Raw genomic sequence first — 16,549 nt, 5'->3', positions numbered from 1 at the left:
GGTGACACGTCACGCACGACACAAGTGGCTTAGCCGGGAAGACAAATACCTGTCCGCTGGCTATCCACTTGCGCAGCTGCTTGATCTGATACCTGCGGACGATGTTGCTCTGCACAGAGTGCTCCGTGGTAGTGGAATATTTCCTGACGATCTGATGAATCCGGCCTGTCTTATCAGCGTTCGTCAGGTACATGCCGTCGTCCGGAATATGCGGGCGCTTTATGAGCGTCATGAGACGGCTCAGCGTTGGGGTAATCGACTGTGGCCTGGATACAGTGGTGCTCTCAGTCAGGCACTGGCGGCCAGTCCGGATCTTGGAGCGTTTCTGAAAACTCTGAGCCTGGGGCGTTTTTTTCTTTGCCCCGGAGTCAGTCCTGTGGTCCGACTGAATGGCGATTACTGCCTGCTTTACTGGCGGCATCTGAGTGGGTCAGACAGGTCGGTCTGTGACTACCTTGCTGCAGTGTTTTCAACGGCTCTGATGGCGGTGTTACGCGAGAACTGTGAGGGCATTGCTGATCGCGTACTTTGTCTGGTCCGGAGTCGTGAGCGGTCTCTGGCTGATCCGCTGAGGGTATATCTGGGTTGCCCTGTGGTGACCGGAGCGGCGGCTGATGCTTTGATATTTCCACGCTCGTTGCTGAATCAGCCCTGGAAGAATGGTTCGCGACGCCTTTTTGAGTCCGGGCTGTCGCAGGCTGTCAGCCGCCTTAACGAACTGCCGGCTGCGACCTTTCCGGAGGCCGTCGCTGCATTTTTTGATGAGCAGTTACCGCAGTCTGTCTCGTTGCAGTCGGTCGCCGGACACTTTGATCTGAGCCCGGCGTCAGTGAAGCGCTATCTGAGGGGAGAGGGACTGGGGCTGCAAGACTTACAGGACACTGCAAGGTTGCGCTTTTCGCTCGAAAGTATGCTCATAGATGAGAGTAGTAACGAAGACATCGCCCGCACACTTGGTATGGGCGATGGTACTAACTTCCGGCGCGCGTTCAGGCGCTGGACCGGTCAGTATCCCGGTGAACTCAGAGAGCGCCTGAGGGGCGTTACTCTTCCCCGAACAGAGCGCAGTCGATCAGATCACACAGGCAGTGAATTACTACCAGGTGCACTTCCTGAATACGGGCGGTGACGTTGGAAGGTACCCGTATTTCAACGTCGTCTGCCGTCAGCAGCGACGCCATATGACCACCATCTTTACCCGACAGTGCTACCACGACCATGTCGCGTTCGTGCGCTGCCTGAATGGCCTGAACCACGTTACTGGAGTTACCGCTGGTAGAAATCGCCAGCAGTACATCGCCGGGATTACCGAGCGCCCGGATCTGTTTACTGAAGACTTCGTTGTAGCTGTAGTCGTTGGCGATCGACGTGATGGTCGACGGGTCGGTTGTCAGTGCAATGGCCGGGAGACTGGGACGTTCCCGCTCGAAGCGGTTGAGCAGCTCAGACGAGAAATGCTGAGCGTCGCCTGCTGAGCCACCATTGCCACAGGTAAGGATCTTGCCGCCGCTGACGAGGCAGTTCACTAACATCTGGGCAGCGTGTTCGATATACGGAGGCAGTTCTTCAGCTGCGAGGGTTTTGGTTTCAATACTGGCGCCAAAATGGCCGATGATGCGGTCTTGCACAGATAAGCTCCCGGTTCAGCGAAGTGCCATCATAAAGAAATTAGTGCGTTTCAGAAAGCATTCTGAATCCATTCGAAGGCCACAGGTTCCCCCGAGCCTGACAAAACATCGAAGCGGCAGTCGGGTTCATGATTACCGAAGTTTGTTATCAGGTAATGCTGTGCCGCCCGTCGCAGTTTACGTTGCTTGGCAGCCGTGATGGTTTCGGCACCAGAGCCGTGCTCTGTTGAGCGGCGGTAGCGTACTTCTACAAAGACCAGCACTTTACCATGCTGCATGATGAGATCTATCTCACCGCCGCGGATAAGATAGTTGCGGGTAATGGCCTTCAGGCCCTGACGCTTCAGCCATTTCTCGGCCTGTTTTTCTACGGCCTCGCCTCGCGCCCGCGGGGCATTGTCAGAAGATGAAAACCACATATGCCCTCCATGGCCATGTGAGTGTTTCTAGTCGGCCGCCAGCTGCACCGGTGACCCTGCGCGGAAGCGCGTGCATTCGGTTTCCCGGTGAATCCGGCGCTGGTTGTCGAGAGTCAGAGCCCCCGTGCTGCCGTAGATGCGGCTGTCCGGGAATGCTTCCAGCTGCTTGACCCGTGCCACCAGGCGGAACGCATCTACTCCCATGGCATAGAGGCGGGCATAGCCACCTTCACCACCGCTGATCGCCGCATCGATTTCGGATTTCAGCTCAGAGCTGCGCAGTAACCAGGGCGCATCGCAGAACATAATGCCGTTCAGGTCCCGGTCACGTGACGGGTCGCGCTCACCGGAATAGACGTGAGACGTGGCATATACAGGCAGGTCTCCGGCAAAGTTGAAGGCCAGAGTGGGTTTTATCTGACGGGCCTGGTCGGGTAAGGCGACCAGGAAAATCCAGTCGGCGTCCTGGCGGCGCCGTGGTTCGAATTCCATGGTCTGACGCATCAGGCCGCGGATTGTCCGGTACCGGTTCTGACTGTCATCGACATTCAGCAGGGCCTTGATCTGGGGGTTGTAGTCTTTGGCGCGCGGGTAGAAACGGGTTTCTTCGATTTCGCCTCCCAGCTCCAGCCAGCGGGCAGCAAATGCGCTGTTGATCCGCTCGCCCCAGCTGCCTTCCGGCACCATGACGAGCGCCCGGCGGCGACCATCCTGCCAGGCTTTTTCTGCAATCTGAGCAGCTTCGTCTTCAGCGGCCAGACCAAACTGGAAGAGTTCTTCCGGAGGTGCCTGCTCAGTTGTTTCTGTGCGCTCTCCATAATTGAGCGCAAGGGTCGGCAGCGGCAGGCTGGTGGCCTGAGTCAGCGTCTGCACATCGTTTTTGCTTACAGGACCGACCAGCCACTGACTACCGGCCTGGATTGCCTGAGCATAGGCCTGATCCATGCTGTCCAGCATAGCGTTGTCCATCACTGTGATACGGGGTACCGGATAGCCTTTTTGCAGGGACTCAAAATAGGCGGCCATAAAACCATCCCGGATTGCTTCACCGGTACGCGCAAGGCGTCCGCTCAGAGGTAGCAGGAGTGCGACGCTGTCGGGCCGGCTGGCGGCAATATTTTCAAGCAGGCTGAGTGCGCCCGGAAGATTCTGTGCGGCAGGGTGACCGGGGTGAGACGCCCGCCAGTCGCGTACTCCCTGTAACTGCTCATCCAGCGTCAGGTGATAAGAACGGCTGACTGCAGCCAGCGTCAGCCATTGACCAAAGCGTGAGTCGGGTACTTTCTGTGCCCATTCCTGCAGCTCAGCTTCAGGCATCTGCATCAGATCTTCCCAGAGCTGACGCTCATTATCGCTGCGGTTTTCGTCGGTCAGGACGCCGGAAATAAAATCACGTTCGCGAGCGGCTTCGAGGTAATTACCCCGGAGTTCCAGCAGACGTGCTCCGAGCAGAGCACCGCGGTGCTCCTGTTCGGTGGTCACTGAGTTAATCAGGCGCTGGTAGTGCTCGAGATGGGCTTCAGCGGCGTCAGGTACACCGGCATCAAGTGCCACTTCTGCAGACAGCAGGTGCCATTCTGCGCGCGCTGCAGGCTGAAGTAAGGTTGGGTCCAGCTGTTGCAATTGCAGGCCAGCATTGCCAAACTCGCCCGCATCCAGCCATTGTCTGGCCTGAGTCAGCTGAGGTGCATTATCGGGTACCGTAAAGTTGTACTCTTCGGCGCTGCTGCCATTCTGGGTCGCGCATCCGGACAGACCAGCAAGACCCAGCGAACCGACCGCGACGGCCGCTAACCAGGCTAGCCGGCGAGGCCAGTAAATTGATAAACCACTTTCAGGTAATTTGTCCCGCATGACTTCTGTTCCGAATACTGCATCTTCGATTCAGGGTGGCGTACTTTACGTCGTTGCCACGCCTATCGGTAATCTTGCCGACCTAAGTGAGCGTGCTGTACAGGTGCTGACGAAGGCCGATCTGGTTGCCTGCGAGGATACCAGACATACACAGAAATTACTCCAGCATCTGGGGCTGCGCAAAGTACTGCTGTCGGTGCATGATCATAACGAGCGTGACCGTATAGATCAGATTGCTGGCCACCTGCGCGAAGGCCGCAGTATCGCTCTGGTGTCTGATGCCGGCACGCCTCTGATTTCTGATCCGGGCTACCCTCTGGTACAGGCCTTAAGAGCGCAGCAGCTGAATGTGGTTCCCGTTCCTGGCCCCAGCGCACTGATTACCGCCTTGTCGGCCGCAGGGCTGCCAACAGACCGCTTTCTGTTTGAGGGCTTTCTGCCACACAAAGCGGGAGGGCGACGCGACCGTCTGCACCCCCTCGCAAATGAAACCGCCACTATGGTGTTTTACGAATCCAAACATCGCATTCTCGAGACACTCGCCATCATGGCAGAAGTGTTCGGTGCGGAGCGCGGTGCCTGTGTGGCACGTGAGCTGACGAAAACCTTTGAGACCTTCTATCACGGTTCGCTGGGGGACATTGCCCTGCAATTGCAGGCTGATGATGATCAGACCAAAGGAGAGTTTGTGGTGATGGTGGCAGGGAATCCTGAGCCGGCGACGGCCAGTGCGTTTGATACTGCTCATCTGTTCCGGTTACTTCTGGCGGAATTGCCACCGAAAAAGGCGGCGGCGATTGTTTCTGACCTGACCGGAGAAAACAAGAAAGCTCTCTATCAGCAGGCTCTGGAGATTCAGGGTAAAGTTTGAGTAACGGTTCACATCTGCCCACTGGGAACGCTTCCCAGAAACGTTTGTTCATGTATAGTGATAACTGGTCCGAAGTGGCCAGAATAATAAAAATGATCCTCTCCGGGGCCAGAAATCATGAACATTCTCAAACAGTCACTGGTGATCCTCGCCGGTATTGTACTCGCCGCCTGTAAGCCTGAAATTGTTTCGCCGATGGATGAAGGCGTCCACGCGGACACCAGCTTTGATGTCGCGATCGAATTCACCGGTACCGCATTCGTTACTTCCGATCTGGGTCCTGAGGATCTGTTGATCGAGCTGAACTCGGTGGATGTGACAAGCTCATTTGTGGTTAACAAAGAAGGCGCTACCGCAAGTGCCTACGAGCTGGCCGACTATATCTTCCCCGGCAAGAATATTCTGAAAGTCACCGGTTACCGCGATACCGATCAGATTGAGTTCTACTACGACACTGAAGGGCCGGAGATTCATATTCTGGATACCGATCACCTCAGCCATACTGTGACTGGCTATGTATTTGACCGGGGTGGCGTTGAGTCTTTGATGCTTGATGGTGTTTCCGTCGACCTGGATGAAAATAACGCGTTCACTGCGTCTTTTTATGACGAAGCCTTTCACACGTTCGAAGCCGAAGACAGTTTCGGACACACCAGCAGCAGCCAGTACGCGCGTCGTGATCAGGAATTCGCCGGTATTTCTGCCCGCCTGAACCAGGGTGGTTTCGATTTTCTGGTTAACGTTCTTGAGACCGAACTTAATGGTTCAGACCTGTCGCCCATCGTTGCGGGAATGGATCCGGTTCGTTTGCTGAATACGCTCGGACTGTTCGACATGAGCATTAAATTCAACAGCGTCTCGTTCAGCAATGTCGATGTCGATCTGAATGTTCTGGATAACGAGCGTATTGATACCGATATTCAGGTTGCCAATACGGTGCTGGGCTTCACGCTGAGCGGACGTATCGGCTTCTTTATTCCTTACAACAGCTCAGGCACCATCCGCTTCAGTCAGCTGGCATCGGGCACTGACCTGCTGATGGATATCCGTGATTCCGATCTGGATCTCAGCCTTAGTAATACCACGATCAATCACTCGTTCCCGGTGATTGATTTTGCCAACACCAGTGGATTACTGAATATCCTTGATGCTCTGACCAGCGCGATTGTCGGTGCTCTCGCTCCTATGTTTGAGCGCCTGTTTATTGATGTACTGGAAGAGATCATCGTTCCCGTGATGTCTGACTTTATTAAAGACATTCCAATTACGCTGGATGTTACGGCTCCTCAGTCGGGCGAAACGGTGAGTGTCCGTGCTCTGCCTACCTTCCTGGATTCTGCGGACCGTGGTGTCAGTGTTGATCTGTCGACTCACATCTGGGCACCAGTGCCTTCTGAAGATGTACCTGGTGCGATTGGCTCATTGTTTGAAGCGGGTGAAACTCCAAGCCTTGGTGCTCAGACTCCGGCGGGCGAAGATTTTCACTTCGGTGCGTCTGTGTCAGCAAACGTAGTAAATCAGGCGCTGCTGGCAGCCTTCGAGGCGGGAATGAATTCCGTTGAAATGACCCGTGAGCTTAACCGCAACGCGACACCGGCCGGTATTGCGGTTTACCGCGCACCGGAAGATGAAATTGACGAGCTGGATGAAATCCGTGTCCGTCTCGAGCCTGCATCGGCGCCGTTCGTTAAGTTTATGCCAGCAACCGGTGTTGCCGGTAAGCTTGGCTGGTACGACGTATATCTGGCATTTGATCTTTATAAGCCTGAATGGGATGAGTTCCGCACGGTATTCGGCGTCACCTTCAATCTGGCAGTGCCGTTTGATATCAACTCAACCGAAGATGGTTTCCTGAGTATCGGTGTTGAACAGGCACCGGAGATTTACGTCAGCGAAGTCGATGAGAGTGGAATTATCCGTCTGATGCCTGGCTTTATTAATTCGACCATCGATTATTTTATGCCCTGGATCATGCCGGAAGTGGCGAAAAGCCTGAAGGTTGTTCCGCTGCCACGAATTTATAATCACACTCTGTACATGCGTGATTTCTGGGTGGCTGGTACCAACAGCCTGTCGCTGGCGGGTGATCTGATTCCGGTCAGTGTCACAGCGTCAGCCAGTGTTCCTGCTACCACGGTTCAGGAAGTCAGCAAGCGCTCAGTGGATGTTGCTATCAGCACGTACGACGACACTGGTGAAATGGTTGATGGCGTCGTATCGGTTGCTAACGGTGAAGTGACGATTGATGTTGATGGTCTGAACCCGAACTCCGAACTGGGTAATCTGGAATACCGCTATCGTGTTGATGGTGGCAGCTGGTCTATCTGGAAACAGCGCGACACCATCCGTATCCGTCGTCTGTTGGCGGGTGATCACGAGGTTGAGATCTGTTCCCGTACGCCACTGCTGAAACGGGAAGTGTCCTGTCCCGTTGTGAACTTCACCACGACGGTGAACTGATAAAAAAATCCCGCGCCGTGCGCGGGATTTTTTTGTCTTGTGATTATTCCGGCATCACGGCCGGGGCAACTGCGTCCCAGACGTTTTGCAGGGTATTCAGCGTCTCCAGCTGCAGACTTGTGCCCATCGTCGTGATCACGATGTTTTCATCCGGAATACCAATAATCAGCTGGCCAAAAAATCCGGTAGCGAACCATGCATTACGCGGTGCCCCCTCGACCATAATCCCCGTTCCTGAGGTCAGTGGTCGGTGCCATGGGCCCTCGCTTTTATTAAGCCAGGTCAGATATCCATAGTTTGAGTTTGCGTCTGGGTAAGACGGCTGAACCATGTCTTCTATGTAGCTCTGTGACAGCAGCTGCTGGCCGTTCCAGCGTCCTCCATTCATCATCAGTTGACCGACCCGGGCCAGGTCACGGCAGGACGAGGAGGTTCCGGCGCCGATGGTAACGTTATCGTCCGAGTCGGTTGCCCATGAGGTGTAATTCATATTGAGTGGAATGAGCATCTGATCCTGGGCGTATTCCAGTGTATTCATCCCGGTCGCTTCCTTGAGTACCGCGCTTAATGTATTGATGCGGGCGCCTGTGTTGTAGCTGAAATCACTGCCCAACGGGTCGCTGTGCGATACCTGCCCCAGTACATGCCGGATCGTGGCATCCGGGTTCATTGAAGAAGGTACTTCACCCAGCCAGTCGCTGATTTTGTCGTCCAGTTGCAGATAGCCCTGATGTTCAGCGATACCGACCAGAACGGCGCCTAATGTTTTCGTGACTGAGTAAGCGTAGAAACTGCCGTTCTGATAGCCGAGGTAGTTGCGGTCGTAGACCAGTTCACCGTCTTTGATCACGGTAAGGCAGTAGCGCAGCGGAACGTTTCTGACGTCGTCACCGGCCTGTTCCAGCAGCTCAGTGCTGAGTCCGTGGGCTTCTGGCGAGGATTCAGGCCAGTCGTCACCACGTATGGTCCAGGCGTTGGCTGAGAGGCTGATGACACTCAGAGATAGTAGAGAAAAGGCGAGGGGTTTCATTGAGTCTTCCTGATCGAGTTGTCCAACCGTCAATGTGACTCAGTGAGGAATTCAGGAAAAGGACCCAACAGGTCAGATCAGTCCGTCCGGTCAATCACTCCGGGTGGAGGCGTGCACCGGAGGGAAGCTGCTTGAGTAATGTCCCATCTGGTCTGTCATCCCAGCACATCGCGCTGATCAGCCAGCGGTCACCGGACTGAACAAACTGGAACAGGTTGACGCCGTAGCGCGGAGTAATCCCATCTTTTGTATGAGCAAGAAGCTCATAGGCGGAATTGATCTGGGCGACTTTTCCAAACACCTGGCAGGTCTGCTCTATCTCAGTTTCGCGCAGTGAATACAGGACTTCATTACTGATCAGCGAATCAATCATGGACGTGAAGTCCTGCAGGGAACTGATTACCGGCTCGCTGCCTTTGTTGTTGATGAACACAGCCTGGGGCAGAAAGAAGGTTTCGAAGCGTTCGAGGTCTGGCCTGCCTCCTTTCCGGAAGGAAAGTGCGGCATACACCTCAGAAGGAATAAATTTCAGCATGTCTCGTCCATGACCTCGCTATATGGCCTGAATATATAACAGTTAAGCAGCAGATTCCCGGCTTTACCGCTCAGTGGCGCGAAAAGAGAGACATTTCTTATCGGTGAACACTGATTCTGGTTCTTTATTATTAGGCCATACCTGGAATGGTTTACATGTGAACTATATTTTGTTTATATGTGAACTAAATTAACTCAGGAGGGCGGCATGGACCGACGTCTGTTCTTTCTTTTTACCAAAGCCCAGAAGCGCCTGTTCCGGAACATCGATGCGGTCTGTGAAGACAGGCTCGACGCTTCGGTAACTCAGCTCGCGGCTCTGATGATGATTGCTCGTCAGCCAGGGATGCAGCAGAAAGATCTGGCCGAGGCTCTGGAGCTGAATAAGTCGGCGATCACCGGACTGGTAAACCGTATGGAAAAGAACGGTCTGCTTGAGCGCTGCGCTGTGGTTGGTGATGCAAGGGCTGTCAGCCTGAAGGCAACATCAGAGGGGTTAGAAAAAATGTCGCAGCTGATGCCTCTGATTGCGCAGATGAATGAGGTATTCAGCAGCGAGTTCAGTGATGAAGAAATGACCGTCGTACTGCGCTTCCTGAATTTTATTATCGATCGATTCTGACCGGAGATCTCCATGTCTGAAAAAGTAAGTCTGCCGACAACGGCAGGACACAGCGTGACCGCGCGTCTGTTCCGTACAGAACAGTCCCCGCTGGGGATCTGTATTATTGCGCCGGCAACTGGGGTTGCTCAGTATCTGTACGATGATTTCGCCCATTGGCTGACGGAGCAGGGCTATCACGCCCTGACGTTTGACTACGATGGCATGGGGTTGTCGGTAGATGGGCATGTGCGTCACTCCCGCAGCGATAAACTCAGCTGGGCCGAGCATGACTGCCCAGCGGTACTGAACTATGTCACTCAGACCTTTCCTGACCTGGAGCGGACCTGGATAGGCCACAGCGTTGGCGGACATATGTTGGGGATGATGCCGTCCACCGAACAGATTGATCACGCGATAACAGTGGCAGCCGGAACAGGCACCTGGTGGTACAACTCAGCACCGACCAAACGTATTGCCTGGCTGCTCTGGTATGTATTAGTGCCGGTCATCGTGCCTGTGATGGGGTACTGGCCTGGGAACCGCATTGGCATTATGTGTGATATGCCGAAAGGAGTGATTATGCAGTGGCGCCGCTGGTGTCTGCGCAATGACTATTGCGTTGGCGCAGAGGGAGATTGGCTGAAGCAACGCTTTGCTGCCGTCCGCCTGCCGGTGCGATCGCTGGCATTCAGTGATGATGAGATGATGTCACTGAACAATATTTCGCGTCTGCACGCGTTTTTTACCGGCAGCCAGGTCGAGCGCACTGTGATCCGTCCGGAGGATATCGGCGAGCGTCGGATCGGTCATATCGGCTGGCATAAAGCCCGTTACCGGTCGTTGTGGGAAAAATACTTCACGCCATTACTGGCGCGACAGAAGGGCGCTTAATGTGTAGAATCGCGCCCCGGAGTCGGCCAGACAGTCGCTGCCTGCATCTGCAGGGGGAGGAAAGTCCGGGCTTCACAGGGCAGGGTGCCAGGTAACGCCTGGGGGGCGCGAGCCCACGACAAGTGCAGCAGAGAGCAAACCGCCGATGGCCGCTTTGCGGATCAGGTAAGGGTGAAAGGGTGCGGTAAGAGCGCACCGCGCGACTGGTAACAGTTCGTGGCACGGTAAACTCCACCCGAAGCAAGACCAAATAGGTTCCCTATGGCGCGGCCCGCGTTGGGAACGGGTAGGTTGCTTGAGCCTGCGAGCGATTGCAGGCCTAGACGAATGACTGTCTCAGACAGAACCCGGCTTATCGGCTGACTCCACTTATTCAGAACCCCCGTCTGTTGTCGCAGGCGGGGGTTTTTCTTTGTCTGAAACATATGGCTCAGGACTATCGCGCCAAAAGAAATGGCAATACGGGACATTAATGGCCGCTATTGACCTGTGCGGCGCGTATCGTCGGGCATAGGATGGTTGTATGCCTTTTGAACAAATATAAGAAAAAAGTGAAGGCCATCATGACGCTATCCGCTCCACCGACTGACTCACCTCTGACACTTGTTCCCCCCGACTATTATCCTGCGGGCAGTGACCGCTGGTTTACGATTCCAGGAGGGAAAGATGCGGGTAAGGTAATGTTTTACTCGGATCATATTGTGGGTGATGAGGAGCCTGATGCCACGATCGTTTTTGTTCACGGAAATCCCGAAACCTCGTACACCTACCGCCATATCCGTGATGCTCTGATAGACAGTAACCAGTCTATGCGGCTGATTGCGATGGACCATATCGGCTTCGGTCTGTCAGATCAGGCAGATTTTGAAATGGTGGATATGCATCACGCTGACAATCTGATTCAGTTGATCCGGCATCTTGATCTGATCAATGTCACGCTTGTGGTGCACGACTGGGGTGGTCCTATCGGCATCGGTGCTTTTATCGAAGATCCGTATCGCCTGCGTAATCTGGTGGTGCTGAACTCGACCATCTTTCCTATGCCCCGCAGCGGCTTTACCTACCAGAATTACCCCAATCCTGTGCTGCCCTGGAGCCTGTATCCCCGTATCTATCCTGCGTTTGCCTGGGGTGGGATTGCGGCTACTGCCGTGACCAATGGTGAACCTCAGAGCATTCTCTCGTTGATCAGTCGCGCAATGCGTTACACCGCACTTCATCTGCTGCGACGCTTACCCAGAAACACCCCTGAGTATGTCTGGTCTCAGTCGTTACGGAGTGTCCGCAACGCGCGCAGCTCCATGCGTAATGTGATGCAGACATCCCGCTGGGGCTACGGCTACAGCTATCGTGATCCGGTCTACGGTAAACAGAGCAATCGTGAGTTTTATCGCCAGATGCAGGAAAAGCTGCCGAAGATCTGGCGTGATATTCCTGCTGCAGGTTTTTTTGGTCAGTGGGACCCCTGTGGAAAAGATGAAGTGATTGATCAGTGGCACAATGCGATGCCAGAAATGAAGCGTGCTACTTACCGCTTTCCCGGCGTCGGGCATTTTATCGAGGAATATAAAGGCGATGAAATTGCGCAGGCTATTCTGACACTGATATCCCCCCGGGCTTGAAGACCGGCCGCTGCTTGTTAGACTCTGAGTACAATACTTTGAGGAGTCGATATGTCCGGCAGCACAAGGAAGGGGCGGATCACAGGGACAATATTCGGAAGTTTTTTTCTTATTCCCGCGTTGATCTTTATGGTCGCTGGCCCTCTGGAAACCCTGCGTTTACATCTGATGACTGGCTTCTGGGACGAAGTGCCTGCCCAGCTGAATGATATTGACGTGAAATATCACTCCGGAGAGACAACCACTATGTCGCTCACTGGCAGTTATTCTTACCGTTATCAGGGGCGTAGCTATTCAGGGTCACAGATCAGTTATGACACCAGTGCTGATAATATCGGTAACTGGCATCAGGCAACGTCGGCGGCCATTTCCGTCGCTGCAGCCCGGGGCGAACTCACTGCCTGGGTAAATCCTTCTTCTCCGTCTGAGAGTATCTTAATCCGCGACCTGCGCTGGTCAAAAATAGGCTTTGGGATGATTTTTGTGCTGGTGTTCGGAGGCGTGGGCGTGGGAGTGATTGCATTAACGTGGCGCGCGTCTGCCAAAGCCGAAGGTCCGGTTGTGTATTCTGGTCAGCAATATCAGCACTGGATTTTCGGTTTTATGGCGATGATGTTTTTTCTGATCTCTTCGCCCGCCGTGTTCAGTATTCCTGCGGAAATACGGTCGGGAAATCATGCCATTCTTATGGTTCTGGTGTTTCCACTGGTGGCAGTAGCACTTGCTTATGCTGCCCGTCGCTCCTGGAAAAACTGGAACTACTACGGGAAAACGCCTTTACGGATGAATCCGTTTCCCGGTCAGTTGCAGGGGGATATTGGTGGCGAAATTACGATTGCCAGGGCGGGATTAGAGTCGTCATGGAAAGTCGTTCTGCAGTGTGTCAGAGAAACCCGCAGCAGCGGTAAAAACAGCACGCGTAGTGAAAGTGTGTTGTGGCAACGCTCAACCGTTCCCGAAGTTACAGAAGACGCAGAAACAACCAGGCTGCGCTTTGTATTTCAGCCGGATGCATCTCAGCCAGCGAGTTACCGGAAAGGTCGGACCGCGGTGTTCTGGAGGATTATCCTGACGGGGCCAGACACGCCAGTCGCTCTGACCCGGCACTTTGTATTGCCGGTCGTTGCCGGTGAGCGGACGTCTGATATAGCGGTGAGTGCAGAACACGCTGGGGTTGTCGCCCGGGAGCAGGCAGATATGGCAAATGCGTCACTGGCGCAGCAGCTGGGACTGAGCAGGGATGCTGATGGATATCTTATTCACAGTGCAGCGGGCCGCAATACCGGGATGAATCTGATGTTTCTGCTGATGGGTTTTATCTTTGCCGGAGCCGGTATTTTCCTGTTTTCTATTGCCGCCGAAGAAGGCGCTATGCTCTATCTGATGGGAAGCGTGTTCACGTTGATCGGTACGCCGATTTTCCTGATGGGTATCTTTGCTCTGGGGCGCTCGCTCGAAGCACGGATTCACGGCGACAGGATAACCACGACGCGCTACTGGATGGGCAGGCAACTATGGCGCCGGAATATACGCGTACACAGCCCGGACGAGATCAGAATGACTGACAGTGGCAGTGTGACAACGGGAAATACCACCACTGAATATTTTCATATTGAAGTGCACAGTGGTGGAAAAAAGGTGCGCATCGCAGAACAGATCCGCGAACGCGATTCAGCAGAGCATCTGACCGATCAGCTGCGTGGGCTTATGGTGACAGATGAGCTGCTGTGAGGCTGGCATCAGAAATACTCGGGAAGACCATTAAACAGGTCGCGGATACCTTCTGACCACGCCAGGCGCAGTTTCATCAGTGATTCGTTTGTGTCGTCCAGGCGACGGATACCCGGGTCGCTCAGGGAGTCAGCCGGATAAATAATGGTGTCCAGCGGCATACCTACCGACAGATTACTGCGCAGGGTAGAGTCCATGGAAATCAGCGCACACTGCATGCCACGGCTCAGTCCGGTGTTGTAATCAACGATACGATCCAGAATTGGTTTGCCGTATTTGCTCTCGCCTATCTGGAAATAGGGCGTGTCTTCGGTTGCTTCGATAAAGTTGCCTTGCGGGTACACATGGAACAGGCGATGTTCTTCACCTTTTATCTGTCCGCTGACCAGAATATTACAGCTGAAATCGACGCCCTGATTCTGACCCTGATCGCGGTTAATGACCTGGCGTATCATTCTGCCGATAAGCTCCGCGACTTCGAACATTGAGCTGACATTCAGTACGTGGCGTTCTTCATGGAGTATGGCGTGCTGCAACAGATTGATCACACTTTGGGTACTGGCAAGGTTGCCAGCGCTCTGCAGGAACACAACCCGGTCGCCGGGAATCTCGAAAACGTGCAGCTTCCGGAAGCTGGCAATATGGTCTACACCCGCGTTGGTACGCGAGTCAGAACAAAGCACAACACCTTCTTTCAGTTTCAGTGCGACACAGTAAGTCATGGGAGTATCCGGGCGTGATAACAGGCAGGGCTGATGTTGATCAGATTCTAGGCGATTTTATACCAGCCATATGAAAATTAAGATATCCCGGCTAAAAAATTTTCGCGGTGGCGCGGCAGACAGATGACCGCCCGGTCGGGTTTCGCTAAACTTAGACAAAAGTGATACAAGCTATGGTCGACTATGAATAAGCCTCCCTTTGGGGTCCTGCTGGTAAATCTGGGAACCCCTGAAGCTCCAACCTCTGCGGCAGTCCGCGCTTACCTGAAAGAGTTTCTCAGTGACCGTCGTGTGGTTGATGTTCCAAAATGGCTCTGGTGGCCGGTGCTGAATGGCGTCATTCTGCGTATCCGTCCGCCACGGGTGGCAAAGGCATATGCCAGTATCTGGACGGAGGAAGGCTCACCATTGATGAGTATTTCCCGGGCGCAGCAGCGGGCGCTTAAAGCCGCGCTCGCCGAAGAATATGGCTGTGATATTCCTGTCGCTCTGGCAATGACCTATGGCCGTCCTTCGATGGAAGACGCTGGCCGGGAACTGCGCCAGGCAGGCGCAGAACGCCTGGTTGTCCTGCCGCTCTATCCCCAGAATTCTTCATCAACCACCGCGGCCGTGCATGACCGCTATGCCCGGGCACTGGCACCGTGTCCTCACGTGCCGGCCAGTCGCTGGATTACCGATTATCACCAGCATCCGCAGTACATTGGTGCGCTTGCAGATTCTGTTCGTCGTTACTGGGATGAGCACGGCAGGCCAGACCGCCTGATGATGTCTTTTCACGGTATCCCCAAACGTTACGAAACCAAAGGCGATCCGTATCCATCCCAGTGCCGTGCAACCGCTGCAGCCGTCGCGCAGGCACTGGAGCTGGCGGACGACGAATGGATCTGCAGCTTTCAGTCGCGCTTTGGCCGCGAAGAGTGGGTCAAACCCTACACCGACCATACGCTGGAGGAGTGGGGGAAAGCCGGAGTCGGGCGTGTCGATGTGATCAGTCCGGCATTTGCTGCCGACTGTCTGGAGACACTGGAAGAGCTGGAAGTCGAGAACCGGGAAGTATTTATGGAGGCAGGTGGCAAGGAATACCACTATATCCCGTGCCTGAACGACAGCGCTGACCATATCAATATGATGGTCTCCCTGGTGCGTGAAAATGCACAGGGCTGGAGTTAACCGGAGTAGCTTATTCGTCAGTTATGGTCATGGCAGGGGCCTGGTCTTTATGCAAAGATGCGGGCGCAACCATCAGGAAGAGCACTATGAGTGAACAGCAGCGAATTACCTGTGAGATCCGTGACAACATTGCCTGGGTCCGCCTGAACCGGCCAGAAAAACTCAACGGCCTGGATATGGCGATGTTTGAGCAGATGGTGAAAACCGCCAGAACCCTGCGTCGTAACCGCAGTGTAAGAGCGGTCATCCTGTCTGGTAATGGCGACTCTTTCTGCGCTGGTCTCGATTTCAAAGCGGTCAGTAAAAACCCGAAAATGATCCCTCGGGTGTTTCTGAAGTGGCCGTGGACCAAACAGAACCTGGCACAGGAAATAGCTCACTGCTGGCGCGATCTGCCAGTGCCGGTTATCTGCGCGATTCACGGTAACTGCTTTGGCGGCGGGATGCAGATTGCTCTGGCGTCTGACTACCGTATTGCCCGCGCCGACGCTAACCTCTGCATCATGGAAATGAAGTGGGGTCTGATTCCTGACATGAGTGGCATGGTGACACTGTCACGCCTGACCCGTGTCGATATTGCTCAGGAGCTGACGATGACAGCCCGTCAGTTCAGTGCGCAGGAAGGCTATGAATACGGCCTGATTTCCCGTCTGGCGGACGACCCTCTTGCCGAGGCAGAAGCACTGGCGCGCGACATTGCGACCAAGTCTCCTGACGCAATTGCGGCGACTAAGTATCTGTTCAAGAAAAGCTGGAAAGCAGACACCTGGAAAGCACTTCGTTGGGAACGTTGGGTTCAGGCCCGTCTGCTGGGCAGAAAGAATCAGCGTATTGCGATGAAAAACGGTCTGGCACCAAAAGGAACGGAGCCCAAACCTTTCGCTGATCGCAGCAGCTTCCGCTGACTGGTTCCCCGGAGCGGATCAGAGCGTCCTGCTCTGAACGCCTCATCATCAGGCCATCGCGCTTCCGGGGCGGCGCTATAAAACCTTAAAATTATTAAGGTTTTA

Annotated in this window: 15 protein-coding genes and 1 other RNA gene; 10 read left to right on the top strand and 6 right to left on the bottom strand. The window is 54.4% G+C overall.

Annotated features, from left to right (window positions below):
• Nucleotide 1: 1 nt before the first annotated feature.
• Entirely contained in the window at nt 2-1,129 is a 1,128-nt protein-coding gene (locus Q1L85_RS02960; protein WP_300427476.1) for an AraC family transcriptional regulator, read from the top strand.
• Here Q1L85_RS02960 and Q1L85_RS02955 read toward each other — a convergent pair.
• From Q1L85_RS02955 to Q1L85_RS02945, 3 genes are read right to left on the bottom strand one after another with little or no spacing between them, the layout of a single operon-like run.
• Nucleotides 1,044-1,628, bottom strand: a complete 585-nt coding sequence (locus tag Q1L85_RS02955; protein WP_300427478.1) for a phosphoheptose isomerase — start codon at nt 1,626-1,628, stop codon at nt 1,044-1,046. The two genes, Q1L85_RS02960 and Q1L85_RS02955, sit on opposite strands and share 86 nt — an antisense overlap.
• 50 nt (nt 1,629-1,678) lie before the next feature.
• Nucleotides 1,679-2,047: a YraN family protein gene (locus Q1L85_RS02950; protein WP_300427479.1), complete on the bottom strand. Its 369-nt coding sequence runs from the start codon at nt 2,045-2,047 to the stop codon at nt 1,679-1,681.
• A gap of 27 nt (nt 2,048-2,074) precedes the next feature.
• Nucleotides 2,075-3,901, bottom strand: coding sequence for a penicillin-binding protein activator (locus tag Q1L85_RS02945; RefSeq protein WP_300432217.1), 1,827 nt, complete (start codon nt 3,899-3,901; stop codon nt 2,075-2,077).
• Between Q1L85_RS02945 and rsmI the strand changes: the two genes are divergently transcribed.
• On the top strand, nt 3,900-4,772 hold the full coding sequence (gene rsmI, locus Q1L85_RS02940) for a 16S rRNA (cytidine(1402)-2'-O)-methyltransferase (protein WP_300428232.1): 873 nt from the start codon (nt 3,900-3,902) through the stop codon (nt 4,770-4,772). The genes Q1L85_RS02945 and rsmI overlap by 2 nt on opposite strands.
• A 117-nt stretch (nt 4,773-4,889) precedes the next feature.
• Nucleotides 4,890-7,232, top strand: coding sequence for a hypothetical protein (locus tag Q1L85_RS02935; protein WP_300428233.1), 2,343 nt, complete (start codon nt 4,890-4,892; stop codon nt 7,230-7,232).
• 43 nt (nt 7,233-7,275) lie between these two features.
• Here the strand turns inward: Q1L85_RS02935 and Q1L85_RS02930 are convergent, their stop codons facing one another.
• Together Q1L85_RS02930 and Q1L85_RS02925 are read right to left on the bottom strand one after the other, a co-directional pair.
• Nucleotides 7,276-8,262 carry a serine hydrolase gene (locus tag Q1L85_RS02930; protein WP_300428234.1) on the bottom strand — a complete coding sequence of 329 codons (987 nt, stop codon included), beginning with the start codon at nt 8,260-8,262 and terminating at the stop codon, nt 7,276-7,278.
• A gap of 94 nt (nt 8,263-8,356) precedes the next feature.
• Complete coding sequence (locus Q1L85_RS02925) at nt 8,357-8,797, bottom strand: hypothetical protein (RefSeq protein WP_300428236.1); 441 nt, start codon at nt 8,795-8,797, stop codon at nt 8,357-8,359.
• A gap of 207 nt (nt 8,798-9,004) precedes the next feature.
• On the opposite strand from Q1L85_RS02925, the gene Q1L85_RS02920 reads away from it, so the two are divergent.
• The 5 genes from Q1L85_RS02920 (at nt 9,005) to Q1L85_RS02900 (ending at nt 13,644) form a co-directional block, all read left to right on the top strand.
• The gene (locus Q1L85_RS02920) at nt 9,005-9,418 is read left to right on the top strand and encodes a MarR family winged helix-turn-helix transcriptional regulator (protein ID WP_300428237.1); all 414 of its coding nucleotides are present in this window, start codon (nt 9,005-9,007) and stop codon (nt 9,416-9,418) included.
• 12 nt (nt 9,419-9,430) lie between these two features.
• On the top strand, nt 9,431-10,291 hold the full coding sequence (locus tag Q1L85_RS02915) for a serine aminopeptidase domain-containing protein (protein WP_300428238.1): 861 nt from the start codon (nt 9,431-9,433) through the stop codon (nt 10,289-10,291).
• A gap of 18 nt (nt 10,292-10,309) precedes the next feature.
• Nucleotides 10,310-10,662: RNase P RNA component class A (rnpB, locus tag Q1L85_RS02910), an RNA gene on the top strand.
• A 192-nt stretch (nt 10,663-10,854) separates the two neighbouring features.
• Nucleotides 10,855-11,913, top strand: a complete 1,059-nt coding sequence (locus tag Q1L85_RS02905; protein WP_300428239.1) for an alpha/beta fold hydrolase — start codon at nt 10,855-10,857, stop codon at nt 11,911-11,913.
• A 51-nt stretch (nt 11,914-11,964) separates the two neighbouring features.
• Nucleotides 11,965-13,644, top strand: coding sequence for a DUF3592 domain-containing protein (locus Q1L85_RS02900; RefSeq protein ID WP_300432213.1), 1,680 nt, complete (start codon nt 11,965-11,967; stop codon nt 13,642-13,644).
• 8 nt (nt 13,645-13,652) lie between these two features.
• Here Q1L85_RS02900 and Q1L85_RS02895 read toward each other — a convergent pair whose 3' ends face one another.
• Nucleotides 13,653-14,366, bottom strand: coding sequence for a proteasome-type protease (locus Q1L85_RS02895; RefSeq protein WP_300426482.1), 714 nt, complete (start codon nt 14,364-14,366; stop codon nt 13,653-13,655).
• Nucleotides 14,367-14,549: 183 nt separating this feature from the next.
• Between Q1L85_RS02895 and hemH the strand changes: the two genes are divergently transcribed.
• Nucleotides 14,550-15,539, top strand: coding sequence for a ferrochelatase (hemH, locus tag Q1L85_RS02890; protein ID WP_300426480.1), 990 nt, complete (start codon nt 14,550-14,552; stop codon nt 15,537-15,539).
• Nucleotides 15,540-15,625: 86 nt separating this feature from the next.
• Nucleotides 15,626-16,444 carry a crotonase/enoyl-CoA hydratase family protein gene (locus Q1L85_RS02885; RefSeq protein ID WP_300426478.1) on the top strand — a complete coding sequence of 273 codons (819 nt, stop codon included), beginning with the start codon at nt 15,626-15,628 and terminating at the stop codon, nt 16,442-16,444.
• Nucleotides 16,445-16,549 lie beyond the last annotated feature (105 nt).

The organism is uncultured Thalassolituus sp., assembly GCF_950066645.1.
GTDB lineage: Bacteria > Pseudomonadota > Gammaproteobacteria > Pseudomonadales > Oceanobacteraceae > Thalassolituus.
This window is presented reverse-complemented; position numbering and strand designations above follow the sequence as displayed.